Origin of the sequence: Burkholderia cepacia (assembly GCF_029962485.1) — a bacterium.
Classification (GTDB): domain Bacteria; phylum Pseudomonadota; class Gammaproteobacteria; order Burkholderiales; family Burkholderiaceae; genus Burkholderia.
The window spans coordinates 2490778-2516313 of the sequence record NZ_CP073637.1 but is presented as its reverse complement, the minus strand read 5'-3'; the positions used below and the strand labels follow the sequence as shown (position 1 = coordinate 2516313).

Annotated in this window: 24 protein-coding genes and 1 tRNA gene; 6 read left to right on the top strand and 19 right to left on the bottom strand. The window is 62.5% G+C overall.

The features are described 5' to 3' along the window. Positions 1 to 248: 248 nt before the first annotated feature. The 3 genes from hemP to KEC55_RS11685 all read right to left on the bottom strand — a co-directional run bounded on the left by hemP (position 249) and on the right by KEC55_RS11685 (position 2088). A complete protein-coding gene (gene hemP / locus KEC55_RS11695; RefSeq protein WP_282505607.1) occupies positions 249 to 494 on the bottom strand; it encodes a hemin uptake protein HemP in 246 nt (81 codons plus the stop codon). Between the two features lie 138 nt (positions 495 to 632). Next, positions 633 to 1115, bottom strand: a complete 483-nt coding sequence (locus tag KEC55_RS11690; protein ID WP_282505606.1) for an SRPBCC family protein — start codon at positions 1113 to 1115, stop codon at positions 633 to 635. 100 nt (positions 1116 to 1215) lie between these two features. Next, positions 1216 to 2088: a pirin family protein gene (locus KEC55_RS11685; protein ID WP_282505605.1), complete on the bottom strand. Its 873-nt coding sequence runs from the start codon at positions 2086 to 2088 to the stop codon at positions 1216 to 1218. A gap of 122 nt (positions 2089 to 2210) precedes the next feature. On the opposite strand from KEC55_RS11685, the gene KEC55_RS11680 reads away from it, so the two are divergent. Then, the gene (locus KEC55_RS11680; protein WP_282505604.1) at positions 2211 to 3185 is read left to right on the top strand and encodes a LysR family transcriptional regulator; all 975 of its coding nucleotides are present in this window, start codon (positions 2211 to 2213) and stop codon (positions 3183 to 3185) included. Positions 3186 to 3558: 373 nt separating this feature from the next. On the opposite strand, the gene KEC55_RS11675 is transcribed toward KEC55_RS11680, so the two are convergent. From KEC55_RS11675 to KEC55_RS11635, 9 genes are all read right to left on the bottom strand, one after another. Then, a complete protein-coding gene (locus KEC55_RS11675; RefSeq protein ID WP_006478310.1) occupies positions 3559 to 3987 on the bottom strand; it encodes an ExbD/TolR family protein in 429 nt (142 codons plus the stop codon). A gap of 13 nt (positions 3988 to 4000) precedes the next feature. Further along, the gene (locus KEC55_RS11670) at positions 4001 to 4732 is read right to left on the bottom strand and encodes a MotA/TolQ/ExbB proton channel family protein (RefSeq protein WP_176051570.1); all 732 of its coding nucleotides are present in this window, start codon (positions 4730 to 4732) and stop codon (positions 4001 to 4003) included. A gap of 36 nt (positions 4733 to 4768) precedes the next feature. Further along, the gene (locus tag KEC55_RS11665; RefSeq protein WP_282505603.1) at positions 4769 to 5500 is read right to left on the bottom strand and encodes an energy transducer TonB; all 732 of its coding nucleotides are present in this window, start codon (positions 5498 to 5500) and stop codon (positions 4769 to 4771) included. Positions 5501 to 5718: 218 nt separating this feature from the next. After that, on the bottom strand, positions 5719 to 5955 hold the full coding sequence (locus tag KEC55_RS11660; protein ID WP_226273853.1) for a (2Fe-2S)-binding protein: 237 nt from the start codon (positions 5953 to 5955) through the stop codon (positions 5719 to 5721). Between the two features lie 150 nt (positions 5956 to 6105). After that, positions 6106 to 6966, bottom strand: a complete 861-nt coding sequence (gene murI, locus KEC55_RS11655; protein ID WP_282505602.1) for a glutamate racemase — start codon at positions 6964 to 6966, stop codon at positions 6106 to 6108. 39 nt (positions 6967 to 7005) lie between these two features. Then, on the bottom strand, positions 7006 to 7482 hold the full coding sequence (bfr, locus tag KEC55_RS11650) for a bacterioferritin (RefSeq protein WP_006482753.1): 477 nt from the start codon (positions 7480 to 7482) through the stop codon (positions 7006 to 7008). Between the two features lie 194 nt (positions 7483 to 7676). Beyond that, on the bottom strand, positions 7677 to 9200 hold the full coding sequence (locus KEC55_RS11645) for a fumarate hydratase (protein WP_006762441.1): 1524 nt from the start codon (positions 9198 to 9200) through the stop codon (positions 7677 to 7679). 34 nt (positions 9201 to 9234) lie between these two features. Continuing rightward, positions 9235 to 9858, bottom strand: a complete 624-nt coding sequence (locus tag KEC55_RS11640) for a TIGR00645 family protein (protein WP_166960507.1) — start codon at positions 9856 to 9858, stop codon at positions 9235 to 9237. A gap of 113 nt (positions 9859 to 9971) precedes the next feature. Then, positions 9972 to 10865 (bottom strand): DMT family transporter, encoded by an 894-nt coding sequence (locus tag KEC55_RS11635; protein ID WP_282505601.1) that lies wholly within the window; start codon positions 10863 to 10865, stop codon positions 9972 to 9974. Between the two features lie 316 nt (positions 10866 to 11181). Between KEC55_RS11635 and acs the strand changes: the two genes are divergently transcribed. From acs to KEC55_RS11620, 3 genes are all read left to right on the top strand, one after another. Next, a complete protein-coding gene (gene acs, locus KEC55_RS11630; protein WP_282505600.1) occupies positions 11182 to 13164 on the top strand; it encodes an acetate--CoA ligase in 1983 nt (660 codons plus the stop codon). Positions 13165 to 13247: 83 nt separating this feature from the next. Next, positions 13248 to 13592 carry a DUF4212 domain-containing protein gene (locus KEC55_RS11625; RefSeq protein ID WP_282505599.1) on the top strand — a complete coding sequence of 115 codons (345 nt, stop codon included), beginning with the start codon at positions 13248 to 13250 and terminating at the stop codon, positions 13590 to 13592. Between the two features lie 3 nt (positions 13593 to 13595). Further along, positions 13596 to 15611 carry a sodium:solute symporter family protein gene (locus KEC55_RS11620; RefSeq protein WP_282505598.1) on the top strand — a complete coding sequence of 672 codons (2016 nt, stop codon included), beginning with the start codon at positions 13596 to 13598 and terminating at the stop codon, positions 15609 to 15611. 56 nt (positions 15612 to 15667) lie between these two features. Here KEC55_RS11620 and KEC55_RS11615 read toward each other — a convergent pair whose 3' ends face one another. The 6 genes from KEC55_RS11615 to KEC55_RS11590 all read right to left on the bottom strand — a co-directional run bounded on the left by KEC55_RS11615 (position 15668) and on the right by KEC55_RS11590 (position 23811). Beyond that, positions 15668 to 16246 (bottom strand): hypothetical protein, encoded by a 579-nt coding sequence (locus KEC55_RS11615; protein ID WP_282505597.1) that lies wholly within the window; start codon positions 16244 to 16246, stop codon positions 15668 to 15670. A 315-nt stretch (positions 16247 to 16561) separates the two neighbouring features. Then, on the bottom strand, positions 16562 to 16822 hold the full coding sequence (locus KEC55_RS11610) for a PAAR domain-containing protein (protein WP_282505596.1): 261 nt from the start codon (positions 16820 to 16822) through the stop codon (positions 16562 to 16564). A gap of 1 nt (position 16823) precedes the next feature. Further along, positions 16824 to 17900 (bottom strand): DUF6708 domain-containing protein, encoded by a 1077-nt coding sequence (locus tag KEC55_RS11605; RefSeq protein ID WP_282505595.1) that lies wholly within the window; start codon positions 17898 to 17900, stop codon positions 16824 to 16826. Between the two features lie 3 nt (positions 17901 to 17903). Continuing rightward, the gene (locus KEC55_RS11600) at positions 17904 to 20540 is read right to left on the bottom strand and encodes a T6SS effector BTH_I2691 family protein (protein ID WP_282505594.1); all 2637 of its coding nucleotides are present in this window, start codon (positions 20538 to 20540) and stop codon (positions 17904 to 17906) included. A gap of 45 nt (positions 20541 to 20585) precedes the next feature. Next, positions 20586 to 21335: a DUF4123 domain-containing protein gene (locus KEC55_RS11595; protein ID WP_282505593.1), complete on the bottom strand. Its 750-nt coding sequence runs from the start codon at positions 21333 to 21335 to the stop codon at positions 20586 to 20588. A 4-nt stretch (positions 21336 to 21339) separates the two neighbouring features. After that, on the bottom strand, positions 21340 to 23811 hold the full coding sequence (locus tag KEC55_RS11590) for a type VI secretion system Vgr family protein (RefSeq protein WP_282505592.1): 2472 nt from the start codon (positions 23809 to 23811) through the stop codon (positions 21340 to 21342). 577 nt (positions 23812 to 24388) lie between these two features. Here KEC55_RS11590 and KEC55_RS11585 point away from each other — a divergent pair. Together KEC55_RS11585 and KEC55_RS11580 are read left to right on the top strand one after the other, a co-directional pair. Next, positions 24389 to 24652 carry a hypothetical protein gene (locus KEC55_RS11585; protein WP_282505591.1) on the top strand — a complete coding sequence of 88 codons (264 nt, stop codon included), beginning with the start codon at positions 24389 to 24391 and terminating at the stop codon, positions 24650 to 24652. 315 nt (positions 24653 to 24967) lie between these two features. After that, on the top strand, positions 24968 to 25267 hold the full coding sequence (locus tag KEC55_RS11580; protein WP_282505590.1) for a hypothetical protein: 300 nt from the start codon (positions 24968 to 24970) through the stop codon (positions 25265 to 25267). Positions 25268 to 25428: 161 nt separating this feature from the next. Here the strand turns inward: KEC55_RS11580 and KEC55_RS11575 are convergent. After that, positions 25429 to 25519, bottom strand: a tRNA-Ser gene (locus KEC55_RS11575). Positions 25520 to 25536 lie beyond the last annotated feature (17 nt).

Below are 25536 nucleotides of genomic sequence, written 5' to 3'. Positions count from 1 at the left end.
GCATGCAACAGCACATCAACGTATGTGAGCGGCATGCCTTCCGCATTGACCACGCAAACAAAAAAGCGGCACGTCCTTCGACGTGCCGCTTTTTTTCTACCTTGTGCGAGAACCAAAAAAAGTGGCTTGGCTTGCTGCAACGGCTGCTTGAGTGTGTTTGCACGAAGGGGTCTAGATCTCGCGTGCAAGCCGTTACGCTGGCTACTGCCCAACACCTCTCAGGGAGGTGGTCCCCACAATACTCTGTCTTACTTCGTCAGGATCAGTTTGCCGAGCCGCGTGGCGCGCAACTGATACGTCTCTCCGTTATGCGCGATGCTGATGTGGCTTTGGCCTTGCAACAGCGCGTCGCTGTTGACGACCCGCGTGCCTGCATCGCGGTTGCCGGCGGGCTTCGCCGGCGTGGTGACCGCTGCCGTCTTCTGACGGCTGCTGGCTGCGGTGCCAGTCGTGCGGTGCAGGGTCAGCGTGGTCGGGCGCATGGTGTCGGTCATTCGGTTTGATCGGTGACTGTCGATACGATGGAATGAATTCTAAATGATAACTATTCCCATTTACAAAAACTCTTTATCGATCGAAACATCAAACCTGATAGCTTGAATCAAATGGCGGCCTGCAGGCCGCCGTCGGGGTCAGTGCAGCGGATCGGGGTCCTTGCGGCCCTGTGCGTATTCGCGGATCAGGCGGACCGTGTCGATGTCCGACGTGCGGTAGGCCTCCTTGACGATCCCGTGCGTCTGCCGCGCATCTTCGCTGTCGTCGGTAACGGTCAGCGTGGTGCGGTACTCGAAACGCAGGAACAGTTCGTGGTCGTCGCGTTCCTCGATCGTCATCGTCAGCGAACCGCCGATCTCGCCATCGGCCGCGCGGATGTCGTAGCGAACCTGCTGGTTAGGCGTGAACGTGACGTGATCGCGCACGGTCGCATGGCCGTAGTGCAGTTCACGCTCGAGCGTCGTGTCCGTCCGTTCGAGGACGACGCAGCTGTCGAGGCCGAGCACGAACAGTTGCGGCTGTTCGGCGCGCAGTACGAGCCCCTCCCAGAGCTGGTCGCGGGTGAGGGTCGGTACTGACGGATCGTCGGCGTTGATCTGGATCAGATGTTCGAAGTTCAAGGGGACGGGTTCCTTCTGGTGGCGGGTGGCCACATGGTTCAAGAAGTTATTGTGACGCAAAACCACGCGTTTCGCGGCACCTGCCGCCCCCGATCGGGCTTCATGCTTCGATGCGGCCCATGCGGCCCGTCTGGTAGTCGACGACGGCCTGCCGGATCTCTTCCTCGGTATTCATCACGAACGGGCCGTAGCGGACGATCGGCTCGTTGAGCGGCACGCCGCCGATCAGCAGCAGGTCGAGCGGCGAGTCGCCGGCGGCGAACGTGACCGTGTCGCCGTCGTCGCCGTAGACGATCATGTGTCGGGCGTCGACAGCCTGCCTGTCGGGCCCGTAGAGGCCCGTTCCGTCGATCGGATAGGCAAACACGCGATAACCGGCCGGCACGGGCTGCGTGACCGTTGCGCCGGGCTCCAGCGTGAAATGCTGGTAGAGGATCGGTGTGCGCGTCTCGATCGCGGCCTGGACGCCGAACGCTTCGCCGGCGATCACGCGCACGCGTGCGCGGCCGTCCGGCGACGTCGCGGTCGGGATGCGGTCGGCCGGAATCTCCTGGTAGCGCGGGGCGATCATCTTGTCGCGGCGCGGCAGGTTGACCCACAGCTGAAAGCCGTGCGAGCGGCCGCCCGTCTGTGCAAACGCGGGATCGGGCATCTCGCTGTGCACGACGCCGGCGCCGGCCGTCATCCACTGCACGTCGCCCGGGCCGAGCGTGCCTGCATGGCCGGACGAATCGCGATGGCGGAAGCGGCCGTCAAGCGCATACGTCACGGTCTCGAAGCCGCGATGCGGGTGGTCGGGCGCGCCCACGGCTTCGCCGGGTGCGTAGTCGACGGGGCCCATTTCGTCGAGCAGCAGGAACGGATCGAAGTCCATCAGCAGCCGGGTCGGGAACGGACGGTGAACCACAAAGCCGCCGCCTTCGGTCGTGCGAAGGGCGGGGTAGATACGGTCAAGCGAGCGAGCGGTCGTCATGGGGAAGCCCTCGAAATCGTCGGAATAGCGTTATTTTTGAAACATAGCGCTATTATATTGGGCGTTTTACGGTTCGATTTGCGGCGGTTCGCAATGGATTGTTCTGAAATTGGAACGATGAGATGAATATCGATGCACATAACCTGAACGACCTGATGTACTTTTCGCAGGTCGTCGAACATGGCGGTTTCTCGGCCGCGGAGCGCGTGCTGGGCATCTCGAAATCGCGCCTGTCGCGGCGCCTGACCGAGCTCGAGGCGGCGCTTGGCGTGCGCCTGCTGCAGCGCTCGACGCGCAAGCTCGCGCTGACCGAGGCGGGAGAACTGTTCTACCAGCATTGCCAGGCGATGCTGGCCGAAGCGCAGGCCGCGATGAACGCGGTGCAGCAGTTGCGTGCGTCGCCGCGCGGCTCGGTGCGGGTCAGCGTGCCCGTCACGCTGTCGCAGACGATGCTGTCGCGCATCCTGCCCGAATTCCTGCGTCGTTATCCCGAGGTGAAGGTGCACGTCCGCGTGACGAATCGCGTGATCGACCTGTTCGAGGATTCGATCGACGTCGCGCTGCGCGTGCGCTCTGAGCCGCCACAGAACGCCAACATCGTCGTACGGCCGCTATGGCGTACCGAGCAGATGCTGGTCGGTGCGCCGAGCCTGCTGAACCAGAATGCGCCGCCGCTGGTGCCGGACGACCTGACCGGCTTCGAGACGCTCGATACGCCGAGCGTCGACGGGCGGCATGTATTCAACCTGATTGCGCCGGACGGGACGCGCCATGTGCACGAGCACGACCCGCGGCTCGTGACGGCCGACCTGATGACGATCCGCGAGGCCGTGCTTGACGGCCTCGGCATCGCGGCGCTGCCGGAGATGATGTACGGCAACGCGCTGCGTGCGGGGCAACTGTCGCCCGTGATGCCGGGCTGGACGCTGCCGGTGCCGCAGTTGTATGCGGTGTTCGTGTCGCGGCAGGGGATGCCGCCCGCGGTGCGTGCGTTCGTCGACTACCTGGTCGAGAAGCTCGATCACGGCGCGTACAAGGAGCCCGGTTGTCCCGAGCGCGCGAAGAAGGAAGCCGCGGCCGATGTTTCGGCGACCTGAACACGGTGCGCGCGACGACGCAAATTTGTTTTGTCATTGAAGCGTCGCCTGCAATCGCAAGTTTCAATCGCCGGAACCTTGAATGCGCGCGCGCGCGGGCCTATATTGAAATCCCATTTCGTGAAGGAAGTTCTGAGCGAAATCAGGTGGCCGCATATATTGTGAGCCAGATAGGGCAGAACGCGCAGTCCGTGCAGACCACGGCAGAGTCGCATTTGCGTTGCTCGAGGCGCAACCGATACCGCCAAAGAGCCCGCCGCCCGAAGGCGCCCGCGTGCGCATGAAAAAAGGCCTTCATCTGGCGATGAAGGCCTTTTACTTTGTGCGCGGCCGGCTAGGTGCCGGTGATGCGATACCGCAAGACGTGCGCGCGTTACTTCGCTTTCGCGCCCGGCTCCGTCACGAAGCCGAGCTTCGTCAGGCCGCCTGCCTGCGCATCCGACATCACTTCCGCGACGTGCTCGTATGCAACCTTGCGATCCGCACGCAGGTGCAACTCGGGCTGCGGCGTGCGTTTCGCGGCTTCCGCGATGCGAGCCTGCAACTGTTCGCGCGTGACCGTATGGTCGTCCCACAGGATCGTGCCGTCGCCCTGGATCGCGACGTCGACCGTCTGCGGTTTTTCGTCGACGGGCTGGCTGCTGGCGTGCGGCAGGTCGATCTTCACCGCATGCTGCATCGCCGGGATCGTCACGAGGAAAATGATCAGGAGTACGAGCATGACGTCGACGAGCGGCGTCATGTTGATCTCGCTCATGACTGCATCGTCGTCATCGTCGCTGAAACCGGTATTCATGGCCATGGTTCACCCCGTCTCAGCTGGCGCGCGCGGCGAGACGCAGGCCGTCGCGCGTCGACGACGATGCGAGGCTCGCGCCCGTCACGAAGTACGCGTGCAGGCCGTGCGCGAAGCGGCGCAGCTTGCTGACGATACCCTTGTTCGCACGCGTCAGTGCGTTGTAGCCGAGCACGGCCGGAATCGCGACGAACAGACCGAAGGCCGTCATGATCAGCGATTCGCCGACCGGGCCTGCAACCTGGTCGATCGACGTCTGGCCGGTTGCGCCGATGGCGAGCAGTGCGTGGTAGATACCCCAGACCGTGCCGAACAGGCCGACGAACGGCGCCGTGCTGCCGATCGATGCGAGGATCGCGAGGCCGCTCTGCATGCGCGAGATGCCTTCGTCCATCGTGTCCTTCAGGCAGCGCGTGACCCAATCCGATACGTCCATGCGGTCGTGCAGGTGCGGTTGCGTCTGATGGTGGTGGTCGGCGGCTTCCTTGCCCGACAGCGCGAGCGCGAGGAACGGGTTGTCGTTCGGCGTCGATGCGGCAAGGCCGAGCTTCTTGATGCCGTCGTCGAAATCGTCCGAATGCCAGAATGCCTGTTCGGCATTCTTCGTGAGGCGGTTCAGGCGGATCACGTTCCAGCCCTTGATGACGATCACCATCCACGACAGGACCGACATCACGAGCAGCGTGATCGCGATGGCGCGCGTGACGAAATCACCTTGCGCCCAGACGTGCGCGATACCGTAGCTTTGCATTTTCTTGTTTCCTTTGAATCTTCCGGATGAGGCAGGTTAGTCGGTGAGCCCGAAGCTGTAGGGCTGAGTGCGGGCGGCGCGGATCGCCTGGCCGTTCTCGAGGTACGGACGGCAGCTGGTCGAGCGCATCGCGTCGAGTGCGGCATCGTCGAGGCGCGGGTAGCCGCTGCTCTTCTGCAGATCGATGCTTTCGATCTTGCCGGTCACGCCGACGACGAAGTGAACATAGGCCGTGCCCGATTCGCCGCGACGGCGCGACATCGACGGGTAGTCGGGCTTCACGAAATTGCATTGGAGCGTCGGCACGTTCTTCGGCGCGCTGACCTGCATCGTCTCGCGTGCCGGGCTGGGCGTGGCGGCCGGTGCTGCGGGGGCGGGCGCGGCAGGCGCGGGCGTCGGATCGGCGGCTGGCGCGGGTGTCGGCGACGGGGCCGGCGATTGCGCAACCGGCTGGGGCGTCGGCTTCGCCGCTTTCTGCACCGGCTTCGGCTCGACCTTCGGCTTCACGCGCGGCACGGGCTTCGGCGGCGCGGGCTGCGGGATCGATTCGGCCGCAACCTGCTGCGCGATCGGTGCAGGCGTGATGAGCTGCGCGGTGATCGTCTGGACCTCGACCGATTTCGGCGGCGGCGCGTTGCGATGGAGCCAGGCGGCCGTCAGCATGATCGCGTGTGCGGCAAGCACACCGACCGCGACGACGATCACTCGGGGGTTCATACGTGGTGCAGCCGGCATGGCGCCGGCAGGAGCGAGATGCGAAGCCTGCATGTTAGCTTGAAAGAACGATGTCGCACCCGGGGCGCGGCGGGTGAATCGGCATCACTTGCGGAAGATCAGCAGCGAGATGCAAACGGTGGTCACAAATCCGATCAGCAATTCCATGACAGGCTCCTTGGCAGGTAAGCCGCTGGCTCGCGCGGACGATGGCTTGCTGACGGTCAAAACAAAAAATGCGGCCTGGGCCGCATGCGCACACTCGGCGCCGGTCAGGCTGCCTTGCGTTCGTAGAACGTGACCGGGATCGGGTGAGCGTGATGCTCGACACCGCACCGGCTTGCGCAGACGCCTTGCTCGGCCATGAGGTCGCGTACGGACTCCTCGCACTTGCCGCAGCACGTGGCCACGCCGAGTTCGAACTGGAGTTCATCGAAAGAGGTGACGCCCTCGGCGAGGGACGCGCGAATCTTGCGATCGGAAACAGACTTGCACACGCAGACGATCATGATGAGTTGCGATAGCTAACGTTAATGCGAATTATTATCATTAATTTTGCAGACGTTGACAAGCCTGGGGCGGGCTTTTTTTAAGGTCATCAGACCCTTGAAATGGCTGGGGCGGCGGAGCCGCGGCGGGAGCGGGCCTGCAGGCCTGCGTCAGGCGGTCGCGCAGGCGTGCGCGTTCGGCGAGGAAATGGTGACGGACTCGACCGGCGCGTCGAGTCCGAGCAGCGTCGATGCGAGGGCGCGCAGTTGCACGCCGTCGCTCGTCGAGCAGAAGCGGGGCGGCGCGGCATGCGTGCCGGCCGGCGCGCGCAGGCTGCGTTCGTCGAGCACCCGCGCGAGCTGGCGGGCGATCGCGTCGCTCGTGTCGACGATCGTCAGGCGGTCGCCAACAAGGTCACGAATCGTGTCCGTGAAGAACGGGTAATGCGTGCAGCCGAGCACCAGCGTATCGGCGCCGTCGTCGAGCATCGGCTGCAGGTAGCTGTCGAGCAACGCGCGCAATGCGGGCGAGTTCGTGTCGCCGCGCTCGATGGCCTCGACGAGCCCGTGGCCGGGCTGGCAGATGAAGCGGCGGCCGGCGCCGTAGCGGTCGAGCAGCGCCTGGAAGCGCGGGCTGTTCAGCGTCGATTGCGTGGCGAGGACACCCGCGACGCCGGTCGCGGACAGCGCGGCGGCCGGCTTGATGCCCGGCTCGACGCCGACGAGCGGCATCGGCAGGTGTTCGCGGATCGTGGCGATCGCGCGCGCGGTCGCGGTGTTGCAGGCGATGACGAGCGCTTTCGCCCCTTCGCGGGCCAGCCACTCGCCGATGGCCAGCGTGCGTTCCGTAATGAACGCCTCATCGCGCGGACCATACGGCGCATGATGCGAATCGGCGACGTAGATGAACGATTCGTCGGGCAGCTGCGCGCGCACGGCGCGCAGCACCGACAGGCCACCCAGCCCTGAATCGAAGATGCCGATGGGGGCGACGGTCGTGGCCGTCGCGGTGATAACGGAAGGTGTCGACATGAACGGGCTGGTGGCGATGGCGGGAAGGGCGGAGCGAATTTACTCCGGCGAACCCATCATCGTTTGCTGGTAGTTCTGCAGGCCGACCTTGCCGATCAGGTCGATCTGCGTTTCCAGCCAGTCGATGTGCTCTTCGGTGTCGTCGAGGATCTTCTCGAAGATCTCGCGCGACACGTAGTCGCGAACCGATTCGCAGTAGGCGATCGCTTCCTTGCAGGTGGACTGCGAGATCTGCTCGAGCTTCAGGTCGCACTTCAGGATCTCTTCGGTTTCCTCGCCGACGAGCAGCTTGTGCAGATCCTGCAGGTTCGGCAGGCCGTCGAGCATGAACACGCGCTCGATCAGCCAGTCGGCGTGCTTCATCTCGCCGATCGACTCGTCGTACTCGTGCTTGCCGAGCTTGTCGAGGCCCCAGTGCTTGTACATGCGCGCATGCAGGAAGTACTGGTTGATCGCCGTGAGTTCATTCTTCAACTGGGCGTTCAGGTATTCGATGACTTTCTTGTCGCCTTGCATGGCTTGTTCCTTGTTCAGTGGGGCTTCAGAAACCGAAAGATAATCGCTCGAACGAGAAAAGCCAAGCCTCAAAGCCTTGCCGGGCCTGCCTTTTGCATGTAATGAGAATCAGCCCCGAATAACCGGCCGCACACAATAATGAGAACGAGAAGCAAAAAGGCCGGACTTCCGTCCGGCCTTTCATCCGATCGCGCTTAAGCGGTTGCGACCGGGATCTTGCCGATCTTCGCCTGCCACTCCTTCGGACCGGTCTGGTGCACCGACGTACCCGACGAATCGACGGCAACCGTCACCGGCATGTCCTGCACGTCGAACTCGTAGATCGCTTCCATGCCGAGGTCTTCGAATGCAAGCACCTTCGCGCCGCGGATCGCCTTCGACACGAGGTAGGCCGCACCGCCGACCGCCATCAGGTAGGCCGCCTTGTGCTTCTTGATCGCGTCGATCGCGACCGGGCCGCGCTCGGCCTTGCCGACCATCGAGATCAGGCCGGTTTGCGCGAGCATCGTCTCGGTGAACTTGTCCATGCGCGTGGCCGTCGTGGGGCCGGCCGGGCCGACCACTTCGTCACGCACCGGATCGACCGGGCCGACGTAGTAGATCACGCGGTTCGTGAAGTCGACCGGCAGCTTCTCGCCCTTCGCGAGCATGTCGGCGATGCGCTTGTGCGCGGCGTCGCGGCCGGTGAGCATCTTGCCCGACAGCAGCAACGTCTGGCCCGGCGCCCAGCTGGCGACTTCTTCCGGCGTCAGCGTGTTCAGGTCGACGCGCTTGCTCGTTTCCGTGTTCGGTTCCCACTGGACCTTCGGCCAGGCGTCGAGCGACGGCGCTTCGAGCTTGGCCGGGCCCGAACCGTCGAGCACGAAGTGCGCGTGGCGCGTGGCCGCGCAGTTCGGGATCAGCGCGACGGGCTTCGAGGCAGCGTGCGTCGGTGCCGCCATGATCTTCACGTCGAGGACCGTTGCCAGGCCGCCGAGGCCCTGCGCGCCGATGCCGAGCGCGTTGACCTTCTCGTGCAGCTCGACACGCAGTTCCTCGACCCAGTCCTTCGGGCCGCGCGCGATGATTTCCTGGATGTCGATCGGCTCCATCAGCGATTCCTTCGCCATCAGCATCGCCTTCTCGGCGGTGCCGCCGATGCCGATCCCGAGCATGCCGGGCGGGCACCAGCCCGCGCCCATCGTCGGGACCGTCTTCAGTACCCAGTCGACGATCGAGTCGGACGGGTTCAGCATCACGAACTTCGACTTGTTCTCCGAGCCGCCGCCCTTCGCGGCGACCTGCACGTCGACCTTGTCGCCCGGCACGATCTCGTAATGGATCACGGCCGGCGTGTTGTCCTTGGTGTTCTTGCGGGCGCCTTCGGGCGGGTTGACGATCGACGCGCGCAGCACGTTGTCCGGGTGCGTGTAACCGCGGCGCACGCCTTCGTTGATCATGTCGGTGAGGCCCATCGTCGCGCCGTCCCAGCGCACGTCCATGCCGACCTTCACGAAGATCGTGACGATGCCGGTGTCCTGGCAGATCGGGCGCTTGCCTTCCGCGCACATGCGGCTGTTCGTGAGGATCTGCGCGATCGCGTCCTTCGCGGCCGGGCTTTCTTCCAGCTCGTACGCGCGGCCGAGGGCCTGGATGTAGTCGAGCGGGTGGTAGTAGCTGATGTACTGCAGCGAATCCGCGATGCTCTGGATCAGGTCTTCCTGTTTGATGACGGTCATGGCTGAGACTCTGTGGGGACAGTGGGGAATGCGTTTATGCGTTGACGGCTGCTTCGGCCGGCTTGCGGGGCTCGTTCGCTGCAGGCGCGTGCCCGTCGTGGGCGCGCGGCTCGTGGAAATGGGCCGGGTGCGTGTGCGTCGTCAGGCGGTCGACCCACGCCATCACGAGCGCCGACACCAGGAACGACACGTGGATGATCACCTGCCACATGATCGCGTGCATCGTGTGCTGGTCGGGGTTGATGAACGTCTTCAGCAGGTGGATCGACGAAATGCTGATCAGCGCCATCGACAGCTTGACCTTCAGCACGCCCGCGTTCACGTGGTCGAGCCATTCGGGCTCGTCGGGGTGGCCCTCGATGCCGAGGCGCGACACGAACGTTTCGTAACCGCCGACGATCACCATGATCAGCAGGTTCGAGATCATCACCACGTCGATCAGGCCGAGTACCGCGAGCATCACGCTGATTTCGTCGAGGCTCGTCGCATGCGACAGCAGGTGCCAGACTTCCTTCAGGAACAGGAACACGTAGACGGCCTGCGCAACGATCAGGCCGAGGTAAAGCGGAACCTGGAGCCAGCGGCTCATGAAAATCAGCGCGGGGAGCGGGCGAAGCGGGCGACGGGCGGGACGGCCGGGCGAATGCGGGGCGGACATGTTGGGGGTACGGGCGCGGTGCGCAGGTATCGGGGGTAACTTTGAAAAGGCGCGCTATTGTAACGCGTCGGCCGGCGCGACTGCAGTGACGCGCCGGCACTGCCGGGGACGGATCAGGAGGCGGCAGCGGGCACGCGTTTCACGCGCAGGCTCGCGAGCACGATACCGGTGACGACGCAGGCGAGCGCGACCCCGTGCGCGAGCGTCGGGCGCTCGCCGAGGAACGCGATGCCATACGCGGCCGCGGCGACCGGCAGCACCGCGCTGAACACGCCGGCGAGGCTGCCCGGCACGTGCCGGATGCCTTTCATCCACAACCAGAACGAGAAGATGCTGGCCGACAGGCCATACCAGACGACGAGCGCCCAGGTGCCTGCCGGCACGCTCGCGTAATCGAAATGCCACATGGCCGTCGCGCCGAGCGGCAGCATCAGGCACAGGCCGAACAGGTGGGTGTATGCGCAGATGTCGATCGGCGCGAGCGTCTGCGTGAGGCGGCGCGACAGGATCACGTAGATCGATTCGCAGCACACCGCGCCGAGGATCAGCAGGTTGCCGGTGAGCGACGACTCGCCATGCCCGGCCGCGCCGCCGTTGGCGAGGTTGATCGTCACGACGCCGGCGATCGCGAGGGCGATCGACACGAGCGCACGGCCGTTCGGTTTTTCACGCAGGATCAGCCACGCGAACAGCGCGACGATCGCCGGGATCGTGCTGGTGATCACGCCGGCCGCGACCGCGCTCGTGCGCTGCACGCCGTTGAGCATCAGCAGCGTGAACATGAAGGTGCCGAAGAATGCCTGCAGGAACAGGTTCAGCCATTCGCCGCGTTTGACGGTGCGCATCTTCACCGGGCTGAACAGCGGCCACAGCACGGCGATCGCGATCACGAAGCGCAGCGTGGCGAGGATGGCGACGGGAACGAAGACGACGATCGATTTGCCGATACCGACATTGCTGCCGACGAACAGCATCGACAGAACGAGAAAGAAAGCGTAGCGATTCAAGCTGGAATCCGGAAGGCGAGTTCAGTTAGGATTGTAGGGTCGCGCTCGTTACAGCGTAAAGCTGCAAGCGCCGCCGCCCGCTGGGCGAAACGGCCGTGCCGCGTAAGTGACGGGTAAGTTGGAGCGCTTATTGTGGACACTGTCGGGTCGCCCGGTCGCCATCGTGCGATGTGGTGCGGCGCAGCATCGCGCGGTGGCCTCCGGGCCGTGTGCGGGTGGTGGGTAGGAGACAGCGGCGCGCATGCGCCGGCCAAGACGCGCGGCGCGCACGATCGCGCCGCCATGCAGAGGATTCATGTTCACCAAGGGGTAGTCGATGTCTGCGATTGAATCGGTTCTTCACGAAACCCGTCAGTTTGCGCCGCCCGCGGCGCTCGAGAAGGCGGCAACCATTTCCGGCATGCCGGCCTATCGTGCGCTTGCCGCCGAGGCCGAGCAGGATTACGAAGGCTTCTGGGCGCGTCTCGCGCGCGAAGGCCTCGCGTGGCACAAGCCGTTTACGAAGGTGCTCGACGAGAGCAACGCGCCGTTCTACAAGTGGTTCGACGACGGCGAGCTGAACGCGTCGTACAACTGCCTCGACCGTCACGTCGACGCCGGCAACGGCGAGCGCGTCGCGGTGATCTTCGAGGCCGACGACGGCACGGTCACGCGCGTCACCTATGCGGATCTGCTGGCGCGCGTGTCGCGCTTCGCGAATGCGCTGAAGAAACGCGGGATCGGCAAGGGCGATCGCGTCGTCATCTATATTCCGATGTCGATCGAAGGCATCGTCGCGATGCAGGCCTGCGCGCGCATCGGCGCGACGCACTCGGTCGTGTTCGGCGGCTTCTCCGCGAAATCGCTGAACGAGCGGCTCGTCGACGTCGGCGCCGTGGCGCTGATCACGGCCGACGAACAGGCGCGCGGCGGCAAGACGCTGCCGCTGAAGAGCATCGCCGACGAAGCGATCGCGATGGGCGGCTGTGAGGCGGTGAAGAGCGTGATCGTCTATCGCCGCACCGGCGGCAAGATCGACTGGCACGCCGACCGCGACCTGTGGATGCACGACATCGCCGACAGCGAGTCCGACACGTGCGCGCCGGAATGGGTCGGCGCCGAGCATCCGCTGTTCATCCTGTATACGTCGGGCTCGACCGGCAAGCCGAAGGGCGTGCAGCACAGCACGGGCGGCTACCTGCTGTGGGCCGCGCAGACGATGAAGTGGACCTTCGACTGGAAACCCGACGACGTGTTCTGGTGCACGGCCGACATCGGCTGGGTCACGGGCCACACGTACATCACGTACGGCCCGCTCGCCTGCGGTGGTACGCAGGTCGTGTTCGAAGGCGTGCCGACCTACCCGGACGCCGGTCGTTTCTGGAAGATGATCGGCGATCACAAGGTCACCGTGTTCTACACCGCACCGACCGCGATCCGTTCGCTGATCAAGGCGGCCGAAGCCGACGACAAGGTGCATCCGAAGAGCTACGACCTGTCGAGCCTGCGCATTATCGGCACGGTCGGCGAGCCGATCAATCCGGAAGCATGGATGTGGTATCACAAGCACGTCGGCCAGGAGCGCTGCCCGATCGTCGATACGTGGTGGCAGACCGAGACGGGCGGCCACATGATCACGCCGCTGCCGGGCGCCACGCCGACCGTGCCCGGTTCGTGCACGCTGCCGCTGCCGGGCATCATGGCCGCGGTGGTCGACGAGACGGGCCAGGACGTGCCGAACGGGCAGGGCGGCATCCTCGTCGTCAAGCGCCCGTGGCCCGCGATGATCCGCACGATCTGGGGCGACCCGGAACGCTTCAAGAAGAGCTACTACCCGGAAGAACTCGGCGGCACGCTGTATCTCGCTGGCGACGGCACCGTGCGTGACAAGGACACCGGCTACTTCACGATCATGGGCCGGATCGACGACGTGCTGAACGTGTCGGGCCACCGGCTCGGCACGATGGAAATCGAATCGGCGCTGGTCTCGCACGAACTCGTGGCCGAAGCGGCCGTGGTCGGCCGTCCGGACGATACGACGGGCGAGGCGGTCGTTGCGTTTGTCGTGCTGAAGCGTTCGCGTCCGGAAGGCGAGGAAGCCGCGGCGCTCGCGAAGACGCTGCGCGACTGGGTCGGCAAGCAGATCGGGCCGATCGCGAAGCCGAAGGACATCCGCTTCGGCGACAACCTCCCGAAGACACGTTCCGGCAAGATCATGCGGCGCCTGCTGCGCTCGCTCGCGAAGGGCGAGGCGATCACGCAGGATACGTCCACGCTCGAGAATCCGGCCATCCTCGAACAGCTCACGGAAGTGCGCTGATCGTACCGGTTGCGCATCTCGCGCACGAGCCCCTGCGCGGCAATCCCGATTGCCCGCGCAGGGGCTTTTTGCTACATAACGGCATGACCGTTCCGACCCGTTCGGCGCCTGCTGCGCCACCGCCCGTTCCCGAGCCGCTCGCGCGTGCCCACGCGCGCTACTGGCGCTTCAACGTCGCGCTGATCGCGGTGCTGATGGTGATCGGCTTTTCGGTGTCGTTCATCGTGCCGTTCTTCGGGCCCGCGCTCGCGGGCGTCCGCTTCGCCGGTTTCAGCCTGCCGTTCTATGTCGGCGCGCAGGGTGCGATTCTGGTGTATCTCGTGCTGATCGTCGTGTACATCGGGCTGATGCAGCGCGCGGACCGCACGCTGCGTCGCGCGTACGACGATCATGCGGCGCAGGCCGGTAACGTGAACGGCGGGCGCTGATTCATGCTGACGCATCGACTGATACGCGCGTACGCGCTCTACACGCTGGGGTTTCTCGGGTTCGTGCTGCTGATGTGGCGGATCGAGCGCGCGACCGGCTCCGGCGTCTGGATCGGCTACGTGTTCCTGTTCGTGCCGATCGCCGTGTATGCGGTGATCGGGCTGCTGTCGCGCACGTCCGATCTCGTCGAGTATTACGTGGCCGGGCGGCGCGTGCCGTCCGCGTTCAACGGGATGGCGACGGCGGCTGACTGGCTGTCGGCTGCGTCGTTCATCGGCCTGGCGGGATCGCTGTACTCGACCGGCTACGACGCGCTCGCGTATGTGATGGGCTGGACGGGCGGGTTCTGCCTCGTCGCGTTCCTGCTCGCGCCGTATGTGCGCAAGCTCGCACGCTACACGATTCCCGATTTTCTCGGCACGCGTTTTTCGAGCACGGCCGTGCGCGCGCTCGCGGCCGGCGCGGCGATCCTGTGTTCGTTCGTGTATCTGGTCGCGCAGATCCAGGGGATCGGCCTGATCGCGACGCGCTTCATCGGCGTCGATTTCGCGATCGGGATCTTCTGCGGGCTCGCGGGCATTCTCGTGTGCTCGTTTCTCGGCGGGATGCGCGCGGTCACGTGGACGCAGGTCGCGCAGTACATCATCCTGATCAGCGCGATCCTGATTCCGGTGTCGCTGATCGCGATGAAGAACGGACTCGGCCCGGTGCCGCAGTTCAATTACGGCAAGCTGATGGAGCGTGTCGCGGCGCGCGAGGCGCAGGTGCGCGATGCGCATGACGAACAGCAGGTGCGCGATGCGTATCGACGACAAGCCGCAGACATCCAGACGCGGCTCGACCGGCTGCCTTCGTCGTATGCGGACGCACGCCGGCATCTCACCGACCAGCTTGCCGACTTGCGGCGCCACAACGGGCCGCTGCGCGAGATCAGCCAGCGCGAGCGCGAACTGGCCGACTTCCCGCGCGACCCGGCGGCGGCGCGCGTCGCGTGGACGCAGGCGCGTGACGACCTATTGGCGCGCGCCGAGCCGCCCGTGCCGATGCACGAGCCGTTTCCCGCCGCGAGCGAAGACGAGCGCAAGCCGCGCGAGCGCAATTTCCTCGCGTTGCTGCTGTGCCTGTCGCTCGGCACCGCGAGCCTGCCGCACATCCTGACGCGCTACAACACGACCACGTCGGTCGCGTCGGCACGACGCTCGGTCGGCTGGACGCTGTTCTTCATCGCGCTGTTCTACCTGAGCGTGCCGGTGCTCGCGGTGCTGATCAAGTACGAGATCCTCGCGAACCTCGTCGGGCGGCCGTTCGCCGAATTGCCGGCGTGGGTCACGCAATGGCATCACTTCGAACCGGACCTGATCAGCGTCGTCGAGGTGATTCGCGACGGCATCGTGCACTGGTCGGAAATCCAGATGCAGCCGGACATGGTCGTGCTGGCCGCGCCGGAAATCGCGGGGCTGCCGTATGTCGTGTCGGGGCTGATCGCGGCCGGTGCGCTGGCCGCGGCGCTGTCGACCGCGGACGGGCTGCTGCTGACGATCGCGAACGCGCTGTCGCATGACGTCTACTACTGCATGGTTGCGCCCGATGCATCGAGCCAGCGGCGCGTGACGATCTCGAAGGTATTGCTGCTCGGCGTTGCGCTGTTCGCGTCGTATGTCGCGTCGCTCAATACGGGGAAGATCCTGTTTCTCGTTGGTGCGGCGTTTTCGCTGGCGGCCTCGAGCTTCTTTCCGGTGCTGGTGCTCGGCGTGTTCTGGAAGCGCACGACGACGCGCGGGGCCATCGCCGGGATGGTGACGGGGTTGACGGTGTGCGTGTACTACATCGTGTCGACGTATCCGTTCTTCACGCAGTTGACCGGGTTCGCCGGGCGCACGTGGTTCGGGATCGAGCCGATCAGCTCGGGGGTGTTCGGGGTGCCGGCGGGGTTTGCAGTGGCGATCGTCGTGAGCCTGTTTGATCGAAAGCCGGATGAATATACGCGGGCGCTGGTGGATTACATCCGGCATCCGTGATGCTCCGGCATGCTCACGTGCCGGAACCCGCCCGTACTGGCGGCGCGACGGGCGGGTCAGAGCGCGGATATGCCGAGCTCGGCCCCCTTGGTTGTCTGCACTCGGCTGAAGTCGCAGCTTCCGTCCGTTATGCCATTGGCGTTCGGTATTGCGACGCAGACATAGGCACGGATGCCGTGCGGCAATGCCACGTGCCGAAACTCGCCAACCTTGATCGTCGCGACCCGGTCAACGGCAAATCGATCGTTGATCGGTGTCGCGCTCGACGGGATCGACATCGTCACTTCCGACGCGGTGTTTCCGGTTTGCGATTTCAACGTCTGGCTGCTGCCGATATCGCCGTTGACCGAGAAGCGTATTGCCGCCTGTCCTTCGGTCACGCGTTGAACCGTGACCGCGAGCGTCGGCATGGCGATTCCCGCCGCGCATTTGCCGGCAGCGCACTCGCGTACGGAAAGCAGCGTGCGAAATGGGGAGGCAGGCTGACCGATGACCGACACGTCGGTTGACGATCCGCCGTCGCGCTGCGCTTTCTCGACCGGCGGGGGAGAGGTCACCGCGACGGTGGTACTGATCGACCGCGGCGAAAATGCCGTTGTACAAGCTGACAGCATCGTCGCAGCGACAACCGTCATGGCGAACCCTGGACTGAATCGCATGGATCTGACTCGCGGAGCTGAAACCTCGGATATCGTCAGAAGAATACACATCTTTAGCGTGTGGTGTTCGGGATTCATGGCGCGACGCGTGCTCGGCCCAAACGACAAAGCGGACCAGACGAGCAGGCGCACCGGCTACGGTCCGCATGAGCGCGGTAACGAGCCGCTGGCGAATATCGGCGCGCCGCGCTTGACGTTGCGCATCGGATATCAAGACGGGGTTGCGGGACGACGTACCTGGCAAAGTTACTTTCTCCGCCCGACCTACCGAACCGCTCATGCGCGATACGTCTATTCAAGCGACGAAATCAGCCGCGCACCACACTCCGTCAGATCGTCGTGAAAGGCGACCGGCGTGCCGTGGTGATCGCGGGTACTGTTTTGCGGAATGATCCTGAACTGCCCACCGCATTTCGGACACCATGTAAGGTGATCCTTCAGCGCAACCGGAACGCCAAGCGCTGTCAGGTCTTCGCTCGCGGTGATCACTTCGCCGCCGTGGGTCGTCTTGTCGTGCAGGCGGATCACGCCACGTCCGTTTTCGTCTTTCATGTTACGTCTCGCTCGCGGTCGCCGCCGTGGCGGGGTCCTTGAGCCACGCGGCCGCGTACTTGAGACCATCTGGCTCGCTCGCCCAGTTCGGGACTCGCGCATGATCGTCGTCCGGATAGTCGCCACGTTGCTGGGCCAGTACCGTCGCCGCCCATCCGACCGGCGTGCTTGCGCGCGGTTCTGCGTAGGGATCGTCAGGGGCAACCGCAGAGACGCGCGTAATCGCCTCTGGCCAGATCGGCGCACGGCATGTCACATTTGCCATCATCCGCATGATCGTGAACGTCAGAACCGCCGGCATCGCGATCAATCGCATGAATAGCGGCACGTTCATACCGAAGTTGTACAACGCAAACAAGAATGATTCGCGCGGCGTTTCATGCTGAGTATGAAACAGCATGGGCTTCGGCAGGTCACGCGGGCCGTCATTCATGTACCGACACCAGTAGTTCCATTGCGCCAGCGCCAACCGGGCCTGCGAACTGGTCCACTCACGACCGATCGAAAACACTCGCGTCACGTTGCCTTGGTCGTCTACCGTGTAGTGCCGGATGTGAAACACCGTGCCGAAAGGTGTGACCTCTTGATGCAGGCAAAAGATCGCATCGTCCGTCCAGGGCGCTTCCCAGACCACATCGCCTTCGCCAGGCTTTGCAAAGAATCGCCGGGAGCGGATCGAGTAAAGCGTGCGCGAGGCACGGTGGAACCGTATCGGTCGGTAGAGCAGGCCAAAAAACAACCCCCTGCCGAGATTCCAGACGATCGAACCAAAAAGAACGACGGCAAAAATCGCGATGCAGTTCATCACGAAGTCACCGGATGACCCATCGCTATGAGTGAAGTAATAAATCCATGGGCCGATTCCCATTGCCAGAAAAGCAATCAAAACCGCCATGATGACCCACTGCCTATCCAGAAACCCAGGGTCGATAACATCCATGAAGGTGGAGTTGATGGTAAAGACCGTTCCGAGGTCTTTGATTTCCGGGCCAGCCGGCTGACTAATCGACAGGCGGTGAGCTTGATCCCATTCGGGGATCGGCGCACCGACACACTTCTTCATCAAGCGCTCGTCCATGCGTCAATCCCCCATTGCGGAATTGAACGCTTTTAACTCATCGTCCATTGTGTGATAGCCCGGCTCTTTGCTGAATTTGCATCGTGATACCCAATCATTAATGGCCGCTGATTTGAAATACACGATCACGAAACCGATCACAATGGAAATCACTAGAATCGGCCAGAGAGGTGGCATCCAAGCGGCGATAAACGGGACCGTCGAGAGAAGTGGAGAAATCGCGATATATATACCGAGAACCCCACCAATGGCATAAAGTCGAGAAAGCCCCTTCTCATTGTTTCGCCAAGCTTCCGGAGCGTTTTTAAATAGGTCGTAACTTGAAAGGATAACGCCCGCAACCGCCCCCGACCATCGACCGACCTTGGCGGTGATTTCAGCTGTATCGTGATTGAACCAAGCCCAATGTTTCATAAGGAAAGCAGAGAGCGGGTGCTCGGGGGCCTTAGCGACAGTTTCGGAGACTGTCTCGACGAGATTACCGATGGCCGAGACGACCGCGCCAGAAAATTTGAGCAGAGTTTCGTTATGGTTAAAGCTATCACTGCCGTCGAAATCCTTGTACGCGAATCTCAGCGTCGCGAGCTGGAAGATTGCGGTGGCGATCCCTTGATTGAATTCGACAGGCGACGACGAACCCAGCCATTTGCGGGTCATCTCGACGCCCGGAAGCTTGATCGCTTTCACTTCGCTGGCGTCCAGTTTACCCGACTTCACCCACGCATCGGTATCGATCGCATAGGCAAACACGGCCGAGTCAGACGGCGGTGCAGCCTTGAAGACCTCGCGACGGATATTGGCGGCAGCGGCCTGCCGTTCAAGCCGGCCGCCATCCATATTCAAGCCCAGCGCGTCGCCTTGCTTGAACACCCAGTTACGCATCTCGGCCGGCGTGATATGGGCGGCCTTGATCGACACGCCCGCATGCAACGACAGCCGGATCGTCGCGAATCCGATGGCCGCGCCTTTGGCGCCATTCACCAGCACATTGACGATCGTGTTGGCAGTCGTCACGACGAGCCGATCGCGCAGGTTTGCAGCGTTACCCAACTTCTCGATCTGCTTGAAAGCTTCCTTGTACAGGTTCAGGATGTTTTCGTACTGAATGTCGGACCCGTGTACCTGGGCATCGGCCGCCTTCATCAAGGTTTCCTGATTGAACATCAGCGCACGCACATACAGATTACGGGCATCCGATGCCTGACCGTTCAGCCAGTCGTTGAGCACTTTCTGGCACGCTTCCGTGCCAGCCGCGGCCCCGATCGACTGCGCGCAGGATTCGCTGTATGCGTAGCCGCTGCGCAGATCCTTCGTATCGTGATTGCCGGCCATCCAGTCGACAAGCAACTGTGATTTGAGCCAGTCGGCGTGCGCCTGCACAAGCGGCGCCCATTTCGGCTTGAACGCGTCGAGCGCATGCGGGTACTCGTTATCGCGGAAGCGTTGCAGCGCTTGGGTATCGATCACGGTCACGAGTTTACCGTCCGGGCCGATCTGCGGCTTGCCGTCCGCCCCCTTCTTGTAATACGCGTCGCCCCATGCTTCGTTGGCGGATTCGTTCGCCGCCTCCGGTACATTTTTCGAACGCTTGCTATCCTCGTCGGCGGCCTTCTCCAAACTCCCAGTCTTGATCCATCCCTTCGTGACCCGATAAAGGTAGCCAAAATCTATCGACTCCCCACCTGACATTGGAGTTGGCGGCGATGCAGACTCATTGCCCGTGTTGATCGCTGCCGATACAGCGTAACTGGTCTGGGTCTCCATTTTCGCGTTGGCCCGAATGCCCGCCTCGGCACGCTCAAGGAGCTGCGCCGATACGTACTTCCAGTACATCCCGGCGTCAAATCCATTGTTTAGGTTCGGGACCGTGAGTTCAGACAGATCGTTGGTGACTCCGACAGGATCGTTAATCGCTATGACGAAGCCTTTCTTGAGCGGCGATTCAGTCATTGCTGCACCGATGCGCTCGTCGGCATGACGCTGACGCAGCTTGATTTCATCCTTCGGGGACCGATTGCTGAAGCCGAACGCCTCTTTCATCGCACGATCGTCCATCGCGAAGTGCGCGATCTTGCCGCGTGTCGCCTGAAATTCGCCCGTGTCGGCCGCGCTGCCGGCGACCATCGCCGGAACGTTGATGCACTGCATATGCTGCTTGTGCCATGCGGCGTCACCGATTTTGTTGAAAACCGTATCGCGGGTCCAACGTACATTGGACCAGCCAATCCAAAAGTTTGTGGCTTCATCGCTGCCCGGGGTATGTTGAACGCCCACGCAACGACCATAGGACTCGCGCGCCATATCGCTGAGTGGACAAATATTCTGGGTCATGTTTTCGGCCGCATCGCCAGGCGGTGGCACGATACCAGGTGCGAATTGGTACAGGACACCGTCATCCAGCACCATGAAAGCACGCAGCTTTTTACGCTTCTCGTCATAGGTGTACAGATAGCCTGATCGCAGCGACCGCAATGTGTATTTGGCCGTCGCGACGGCCTGTGGGGCGCGACTATCGATCCGAAAGTTTCCGGCTAGTGCAGGCGCTTTGGCCGCGCCGCGTGGACACGCGATCGCGTAGCGAACGGGATAGATCAGCAGTGAGTCACGATCGCAGATCGGACAGCCCGGGATGGTCGCCATGATGTGATCCTAGAGCCTCAAAATATTCGTATTGGGACGCCGTCGTTACCCGGCTAACAAATCTTGCTGTACGCGCTGTACTGCGTTTTCCACCAGCGCATCAGCGCTCGCAGCATCTTGATCAGCCATCGCACACAACGCCTGATCGATCACGGCCGGCAACTGCGCAGCTTGATCAAGCGTTAGCGCCGGCAGTCGTTGACGCACCTGTTCGACAACTTCGCTACGATCGAGGCGCGGCCATTGGTCCGGACGCGGCCAGCCAGTCGGTTGGCTCTCCGGTTCGGCCTTCGTCTCTGGCGCGGCGACGGACCAACGGTGACCGGCCCATGCGAATTGCCATGCGTCGATCGGTCCAAGCAAGGCGCGGCGCTGATCCGGTTCAAGCACCGCGAGCGTCAGACTGAGAACGCGCGGGTCGTAATATCGCCAAAACACTGACTGGCCGCGCGCACCGGGACCCACCAAATAGCGGGCGATATGTTCGACAAGCGTGTCGGTGCTGGCTTGGGTATCAATCCACGCGCATACGACAGGTGGCCGCTCGGTCTCAACCTCCTCCTGCCAAACTTCTATGGCGACGCGCTGATCCTGCGGATCGAGCGCGCTGAGATCGATCAGGCGTGGCATCAACTCTTCGCGATGCGCTAGCACTCGCGGCGTACAAGGGCGCATATCAAGCGCTGCGAGGACCGGTGTGTGGACGAGCATGGCCGGTTCAACGAGCAGAAAGCCCTGCGTTAACAGGGCGGCAGATTCGTCAACGGGCAACATGGAAGAGACGGATGAGTTCATTGACTTAGGAGAGCGCGACGGACGCCTGACCACTTTGCGCGGCGTCCTGCGCAACCGGTGCACAAAGATCAGAGCCGGGGAATTTCGCTGGGATGCTCTGCGGCCCTACGGTATCGTGGCTGCCCGCATGCACCTTGTTCTCACCTGGCGTGTAACCGACGATACCCTTTGCGCTGACTTCGAGCTGGCTGTTGCCAGCGGTCAGGCGGATGCCCTGCTTCGCCGTGATGTTGATCCAGTCGGTCGTGCTGATGATCGACAAGACCTTCTTCGCCAGCAGTTCCAGCTCGTCGTTTTCCGCGTGCACCTGCACCTTGCCGCTCGCCGCGATCAGCTTCATGCCCATCTTGTGCACGAACAGCGAGAACTTGTCTGATACGCTGGCGAAGAACGATTTACCCGTCGCGACCGACAGGCTGTCCCCGGCCGTGACGGCCACGTGCTGGCCGCCAGTGACGTGCGCCGTCGCGGGTGTCGTAACGGCAATGCCGGCCGCGCCGGCCAACAGCAGGTGCGCTTCGTCGAGTTCCGGGAAATCACCCTTGTCGCTACTGCCCGTCGTGCCCGCGCCCTGTATACCGTCCACCTGCGATTTCAGCGCATCGGCGATAGATGTCTGATCCGCGCCGTTTTCCTGGGCCTGATAATGCTGCGCAAGCTTGGCCGATTGCGCATGTAACGTTTGCGCTTTGGTCAGGCGCGACGCCGGCGTGCCTACGTCCGACAGATGACCCTTCGCCATCGCCTGAACTTCGGTGCTGATCAGCATCCCTTTGCCCGAACGAATCGCACCGACCTCATCGGTACGCAGCTCGAAGCCCTCGCCACGCGCATCCTTGCGCCCCTGCCAATCCTCGATTCGCGTGATCTTGCCGAGCGAGAGCTGGCTCGCCGCATGGTCGGACCGAAGTTGCGCTTGAATGGCGTTCGCCGTATCGTCGAAAATCAGGTGATTGCTACGGCCGGACGATGCGTTGCCGTCCGCGCCGTTCAGCTCCCGGCTGCGAATGCCCATCAGCGCATTCTCGTCCGGCAGCTTCCACGATGGCACGTTGCGCGCGTTCATTACGCGGCCCGTAATGATGGGATGATCCGGATTGCCGTCGAGCCATTGCACGATGACTTCCGAACCGACGCGGGGCAGCGCCACCATCCCTTGGCCGCCGCCGGCCCAGCCGCTTGCGACCCGCACCCATGTCGAATACTTGCCGTCGCGATCCCAATGAAATTGAACCAGCACGCGGCCGTGTTCGTCGGTATGAATGCTCGTGCCGGACTGACCGACAACGGTTGCAGTCTGCGGTGCGAGGATCTTCGTGTTGACACTGTTGAAGCCCCGCCCGGGCCGCCACGGGGTTGCCTTGGGAACGCACGTGAACTCGTTGCGGTATTCCGCCAGCACGCCGGTGTCTTGCAGATAGTTGTTGGTCGCTATGTGCCTGACCGCGATGATCAGGTATTCGTCGTCGCTCTGATCGCGGCTCAGTGCCGAGCCGTAACGATCCGTCAGTCGGAACCAGCGCCCTGGCTGCACGAAGCGATTGTTGCCCTTCGCGTCGAAGTGCTTGATCGTCGCTTCGATTTCCTCCATCCGTCGATTGGCGACCTGGTACCCGTGTTCCATGTTCCGATAGCCGTACGCGCCGGCGTACTCGTTCCATTCGAGACGGGGCTGCGCGGCGTCGGGGTTCAACAGACCCGTTTGGACGTGGGTCGGCGTCGGGCTCTTGAAGTCGAAACGGGACAGTTCCGCGTGCGTCGACGTGGTTTGCTGGAACGGGGACCAGCTCAGAATGCTGTCCGATTCCTCAGCCCCCATGCCGTTGTGAAAGCGGATTTCGTGAACCTTGCCATCGATCGCGGGCGCAGGGCGCGTCGGATCGGAGACGGTGAGCTTGTGCGCCTTGGCCGTGTGCTCGTACCAGTACAGGTAGCCCGCGTGTTCCCAGCGCCGATGAAGGTAATTGTGGTCGTCTTCGTCGAATTGGCAGGCCATCGTCATGCGCGGATCGTCTTCGCCGACCTGCCACGCCCATTCGGGCAATACGCCATAGTCCTGGAAAACCGTCGCTGTCTGGTCGTGCAGGTTCTGATCGAGAAATAGGCGATTGTGCTGGCTGTACTTCAGGTAGCGCAGCCACGGACCCACATGCACTTCATAGAAGACCCAGCCACCATCGGTACGAATGTGGCGGAATGAAAAGATATGGCCGTTGAAATATCGTTGACTACCGTCGCCGCGCGTCAAACTGGCCGTCACGCGTTTGCCGATGAAATCCTTCGGCACAAGGTGGTCGTTATCCGACAGGATTTCGATTTTGTAAGCGAAATCTTTCGATAGCGCTTCAACTGCCTCGAATGCATTCGGCAGTAGGATTTTGTAAGGCGCGTTATTATCCGGAAAGCTTATTTGCACTTGCCGGTTGTGCTGCGGCCCCAGCGCAAGGTCTCTCAGGGCTTGTGCCGTGTTCTGCATTGTTCTTATCCCTTGATTCGGACGCGAAGTGCCGCTGGGCGGCCCGTGCGCCCTGGAATTCGCCGGCAATGCGGGGCGCTGACAATGCTTGTGTCCGTCCCGACCTGAAGCGATAAGCTCAGACGTATACCACAAAGCCCCTCATAGGCGCACGAGCAGAAATGTCAGGAATGTTGAACGTCGATTTGTACAGACCTATGAAGCGGCTGAATCGCGAAGCCCGCGCTGCCCGATGGCGTATGAATACCGCCCGCTACTAGCCAGAAAGCGTGGTCAGCTGTCGGACTGACTGCAGACCTATGTCCGCAACAATCGGCGTTACAAAAAAGTAACGTTTTCGCCTCGTTGTTGCGAATTCGCAATATCACTGCATCGATTGAGGGGCTTAGTAAGATTGATTTTTCTCGGGAGGCCCGGAATTTGCTCGTTTTTTGCGTGACGCTATCTTGACTTGCCCCAAGAGAAAGGCGATTTCTGTCGTAAATAATGACAGCAGACGTCGTGTCTCGACTGTTTCCGAAGCCTGTACAGACGACAGTGCAGCCTGCGACTTCATTCATTTGGATTGGAGGCCTTCATGGAACACGATGAAATGTCATTCGTGACCGTGACTATAAGCTGGCACGGTGGTATGTATTTCGCGAAGAGTAAGCAACTGCAAGGGTTGTTTGTATGCGCGGAGACGAACGACCAACTTTCGCAGCGACTCGTGCAAGCGATCAGCAAACTGGTCTATTTCTCAGAGGGCGTAAAGGTTCGCGTCGACCCTGTCCCTGAGGCTGGCGTATTTGGCAGCGATAGGCCAGTGGATAAGTTCGCAATTCACCGTGTCGCAGCATGAACCCGAATCGGCTCGTCTCGAACGAGGATGTATATCACGAGCTACATACGGTGCGCTCGTGCAAGAGACTGTGCGACGCCTGTGATGAACACGGTCTTTGGGTCACCGCCGACGGTCATTTTTTTACCGTCCCGGAAATTGGACCTGACAAGGTATGTCCGCTCCTTTCCCTGAGCGACATTCTTAAACAGGTCGATGATTGGAACGCGGGAGCAGGAGCGCCTGCCGGGACGGGCACTGATTAATCACAGCATGCCACCACGCCATCCCCTATGTTGTTCGCCGGCAGCGCATCGCCCCCGGGAATGAGGGGACATGAAGACAGCGATCCAAGTCATAGCGGCCGCGCTGCTTGCGCTTTGCGTTTCGGCGCACGCCCAAGACATCGATCCAGACACGGCGTACTACGTTGGGCAAGAAGATCAGCGCCTGCTTGACTCGGACAGACAGTTCAACGAGCACATGCAGCGCGAACTGCAGGAAGAAAGGGTAAAGACCGAGCGCGACACCGAGCGCCTGAACCGCGAGGCTGACGATTTTGTTCGAGAGCGGCAGCTACAGCGCCTGCGCGATAATTTGACCAACAAGCAGACGCAGCAAATGCTACGGCAATAGATGTCGAGCCGCGTTGGTCCTTGAGAGCACGCCCAATGTTGTTCGGTGGCAACAAGGTGGACGTAGATTCCCGGCGATTTTTCGCGCCGTTTGACACCGTGTAGATACCGGTGTGGATAGAAACGAAAAACGGGCCGAGCGGCCCGTTTTTGCTGATGTCCTGGCGGAGAGAGGGGGATTCGAACCCCCGATAGGCGATTAACCTATACACGCTTTCCAGGCGTGCGACTTAAACCACTCATCCATCTCTCCGGAAGACCGAGAGTATA

Excerpts from the sequence above, each read along its gene's own strand:
- hemP (WP_282505607.1), bottom strand. The coding sequence starts at position 494 with ATGACCGACACCATGCGCCCGACCACGCTGACCCTGCACCGCACGACT.
- KEC55_RS11685 (WP_282505605.1), bottom strand. The coding sequence starts at position 2,088 with ATGACGACCGCTCGCTCGCTTGACCGTATCTACCCCGCCCTTCGCACG.
- KEC55_RS11680 (WP_282505604.1), top strand. The coding sequence starts at position 2,211 with ATGAATATCGATGCACATAACCTGAACGACCTGATGTACTTTTCGCAG.
- KEC55_RS11675 (WP_006478310.1), bottom strand. The coding sequence starts at position 3,987 with ATGGCCATGAATACCGGTTTCAGCGACGATGACGACGATGCAGTCATG.
- KEC55_RS11670 (WP_176051570.1), bottom strand. The coding sequence starts at position 4,732 with ATGCAAAGCTACGGTATCGCGCACGTCTGGGCGCAAGGTGATTTCGTC.
- KEC55_RS11665 (WP_282505603.1), bottom strand. The coding sequence starts at position 5,500 with ATGCAGGCTTCGCATCTCGCTCCTGCCGGCGCCATGCCGGCTGCACCA.
- KEC55_RS11660 (WP_226273853.1), bottom strand. The coding sequence starts at position 5,955 with ATGATCGTCTGCGTGTGCAAGTCTGTTTCCGATCGCAAGATTCGCGCG.
- murI (WP_282505602.1), bottom strand. The coding sequence starts at position 6,966 with ATGTCGACACCTTCCGTTATCACCGCGACGGCCACGACCGTCGCCCCC.
- bfr (WP_006482753.1), bottom strand. The coding sequence starts at position 7,482 with ATGCAAGGCGACAAGAAAGTCATCGAATACCTGAACGCCCAGTTGAAG.
- KEC55_RS11645 (WP_006762441.1), bottom strand. The coding sequence starts at position 9,200 with ATGACCGTCATCAAACAGGAAGACCTGATCCAGAGCATCGCGGATTCG.
- KEC55_RS11640 (WP_166960507.1), bottom strand. The coding sequence starts at position 9,858 with ATGTCCGCCCCGCATTCGCCCGGCCGTCCCGCCCGTCGCCCGCTTCGC.
- acs (WP_282505600.1), top strand. The coding sequence starts at position 11,182 with ATGTCTGCGATTGAATCGGTTCTTCACGAAACCCGTCAGTTTGCGCCG.
- KEC55_RS11625 (WP_282505599.1), top strand. The coding sequence starts at position 13,248 with ATGACCGTTCCGACCCGTTCGGCGCCTGCTGCGCCACCGCCCGTTCCC.
- KEC55_RS11620 (WP_282505598.1), top strand. The coding sequence starts at position 13,596 with ATGCTGACGCATCGACTGATACGCGCGTACGCGCTCTACACGCTGGGG.
- KEC55_RS11615 (WP_282505597.1), bottom strand. The coding sequence starts at position 16,246 with ATGACGGTTGTCGCTGCGACGATGCTGTCAGCTTGTACAACGGCATTT.
- KEC55_RS11610 (WP_282505596.1), bottom strand. The coding sequence starts at position 16,822 with ATGAAAGACGAAAACGGACGTGGCGTGATCCGCCTGCACGACAAGACG.
- KEC55_RS11605 (WP_282505595.1), bottom strand. The coding sequence starts at position 17,900 with ATGGACGAGCGCTTGATGAAGAAGTGTGTCGGTGCGCCGATCCCCGAA.
- KEC55_RS11600 (WP_282505594.1), bottom strand. The coding sequence starts at position 20,540 with ATGGCGACCATCCCGGGCTGTCCGATCTGCGATCGTGACTCACTGCTG.
- KEC55_RS11595 (WP_282505593.1), bottom strand. The coding sequence starts at position 21,335 with ATGAACTCATCCGTCTCTTCCATGTTGCCCGTTGACGAATCTGCCGCC.
- KEC55_RS11590 (WP_282505592.1), bottom strand. The coding sequence starts at position 23,811 with ATGCAGAACACGGCACAAGCCCTGAGAGACCTTGCGCTGGGGCCGCAG.
- KEC55_RS11585 (WP_282505591.1), top strand. The coding sequence starts at position 24,389 with ATGGAACACGATGAAATGTCATTCGTGACCGTGACTATAAGCTGGCAC.
- KEC55_RS11580 (WP_282505590.1), top strand. The coding sequence starts at position 24,968 with ATGAAGACAGCGATCCAAGTCATAGCGGCCGCGCTGCTTGCGCTTTGC.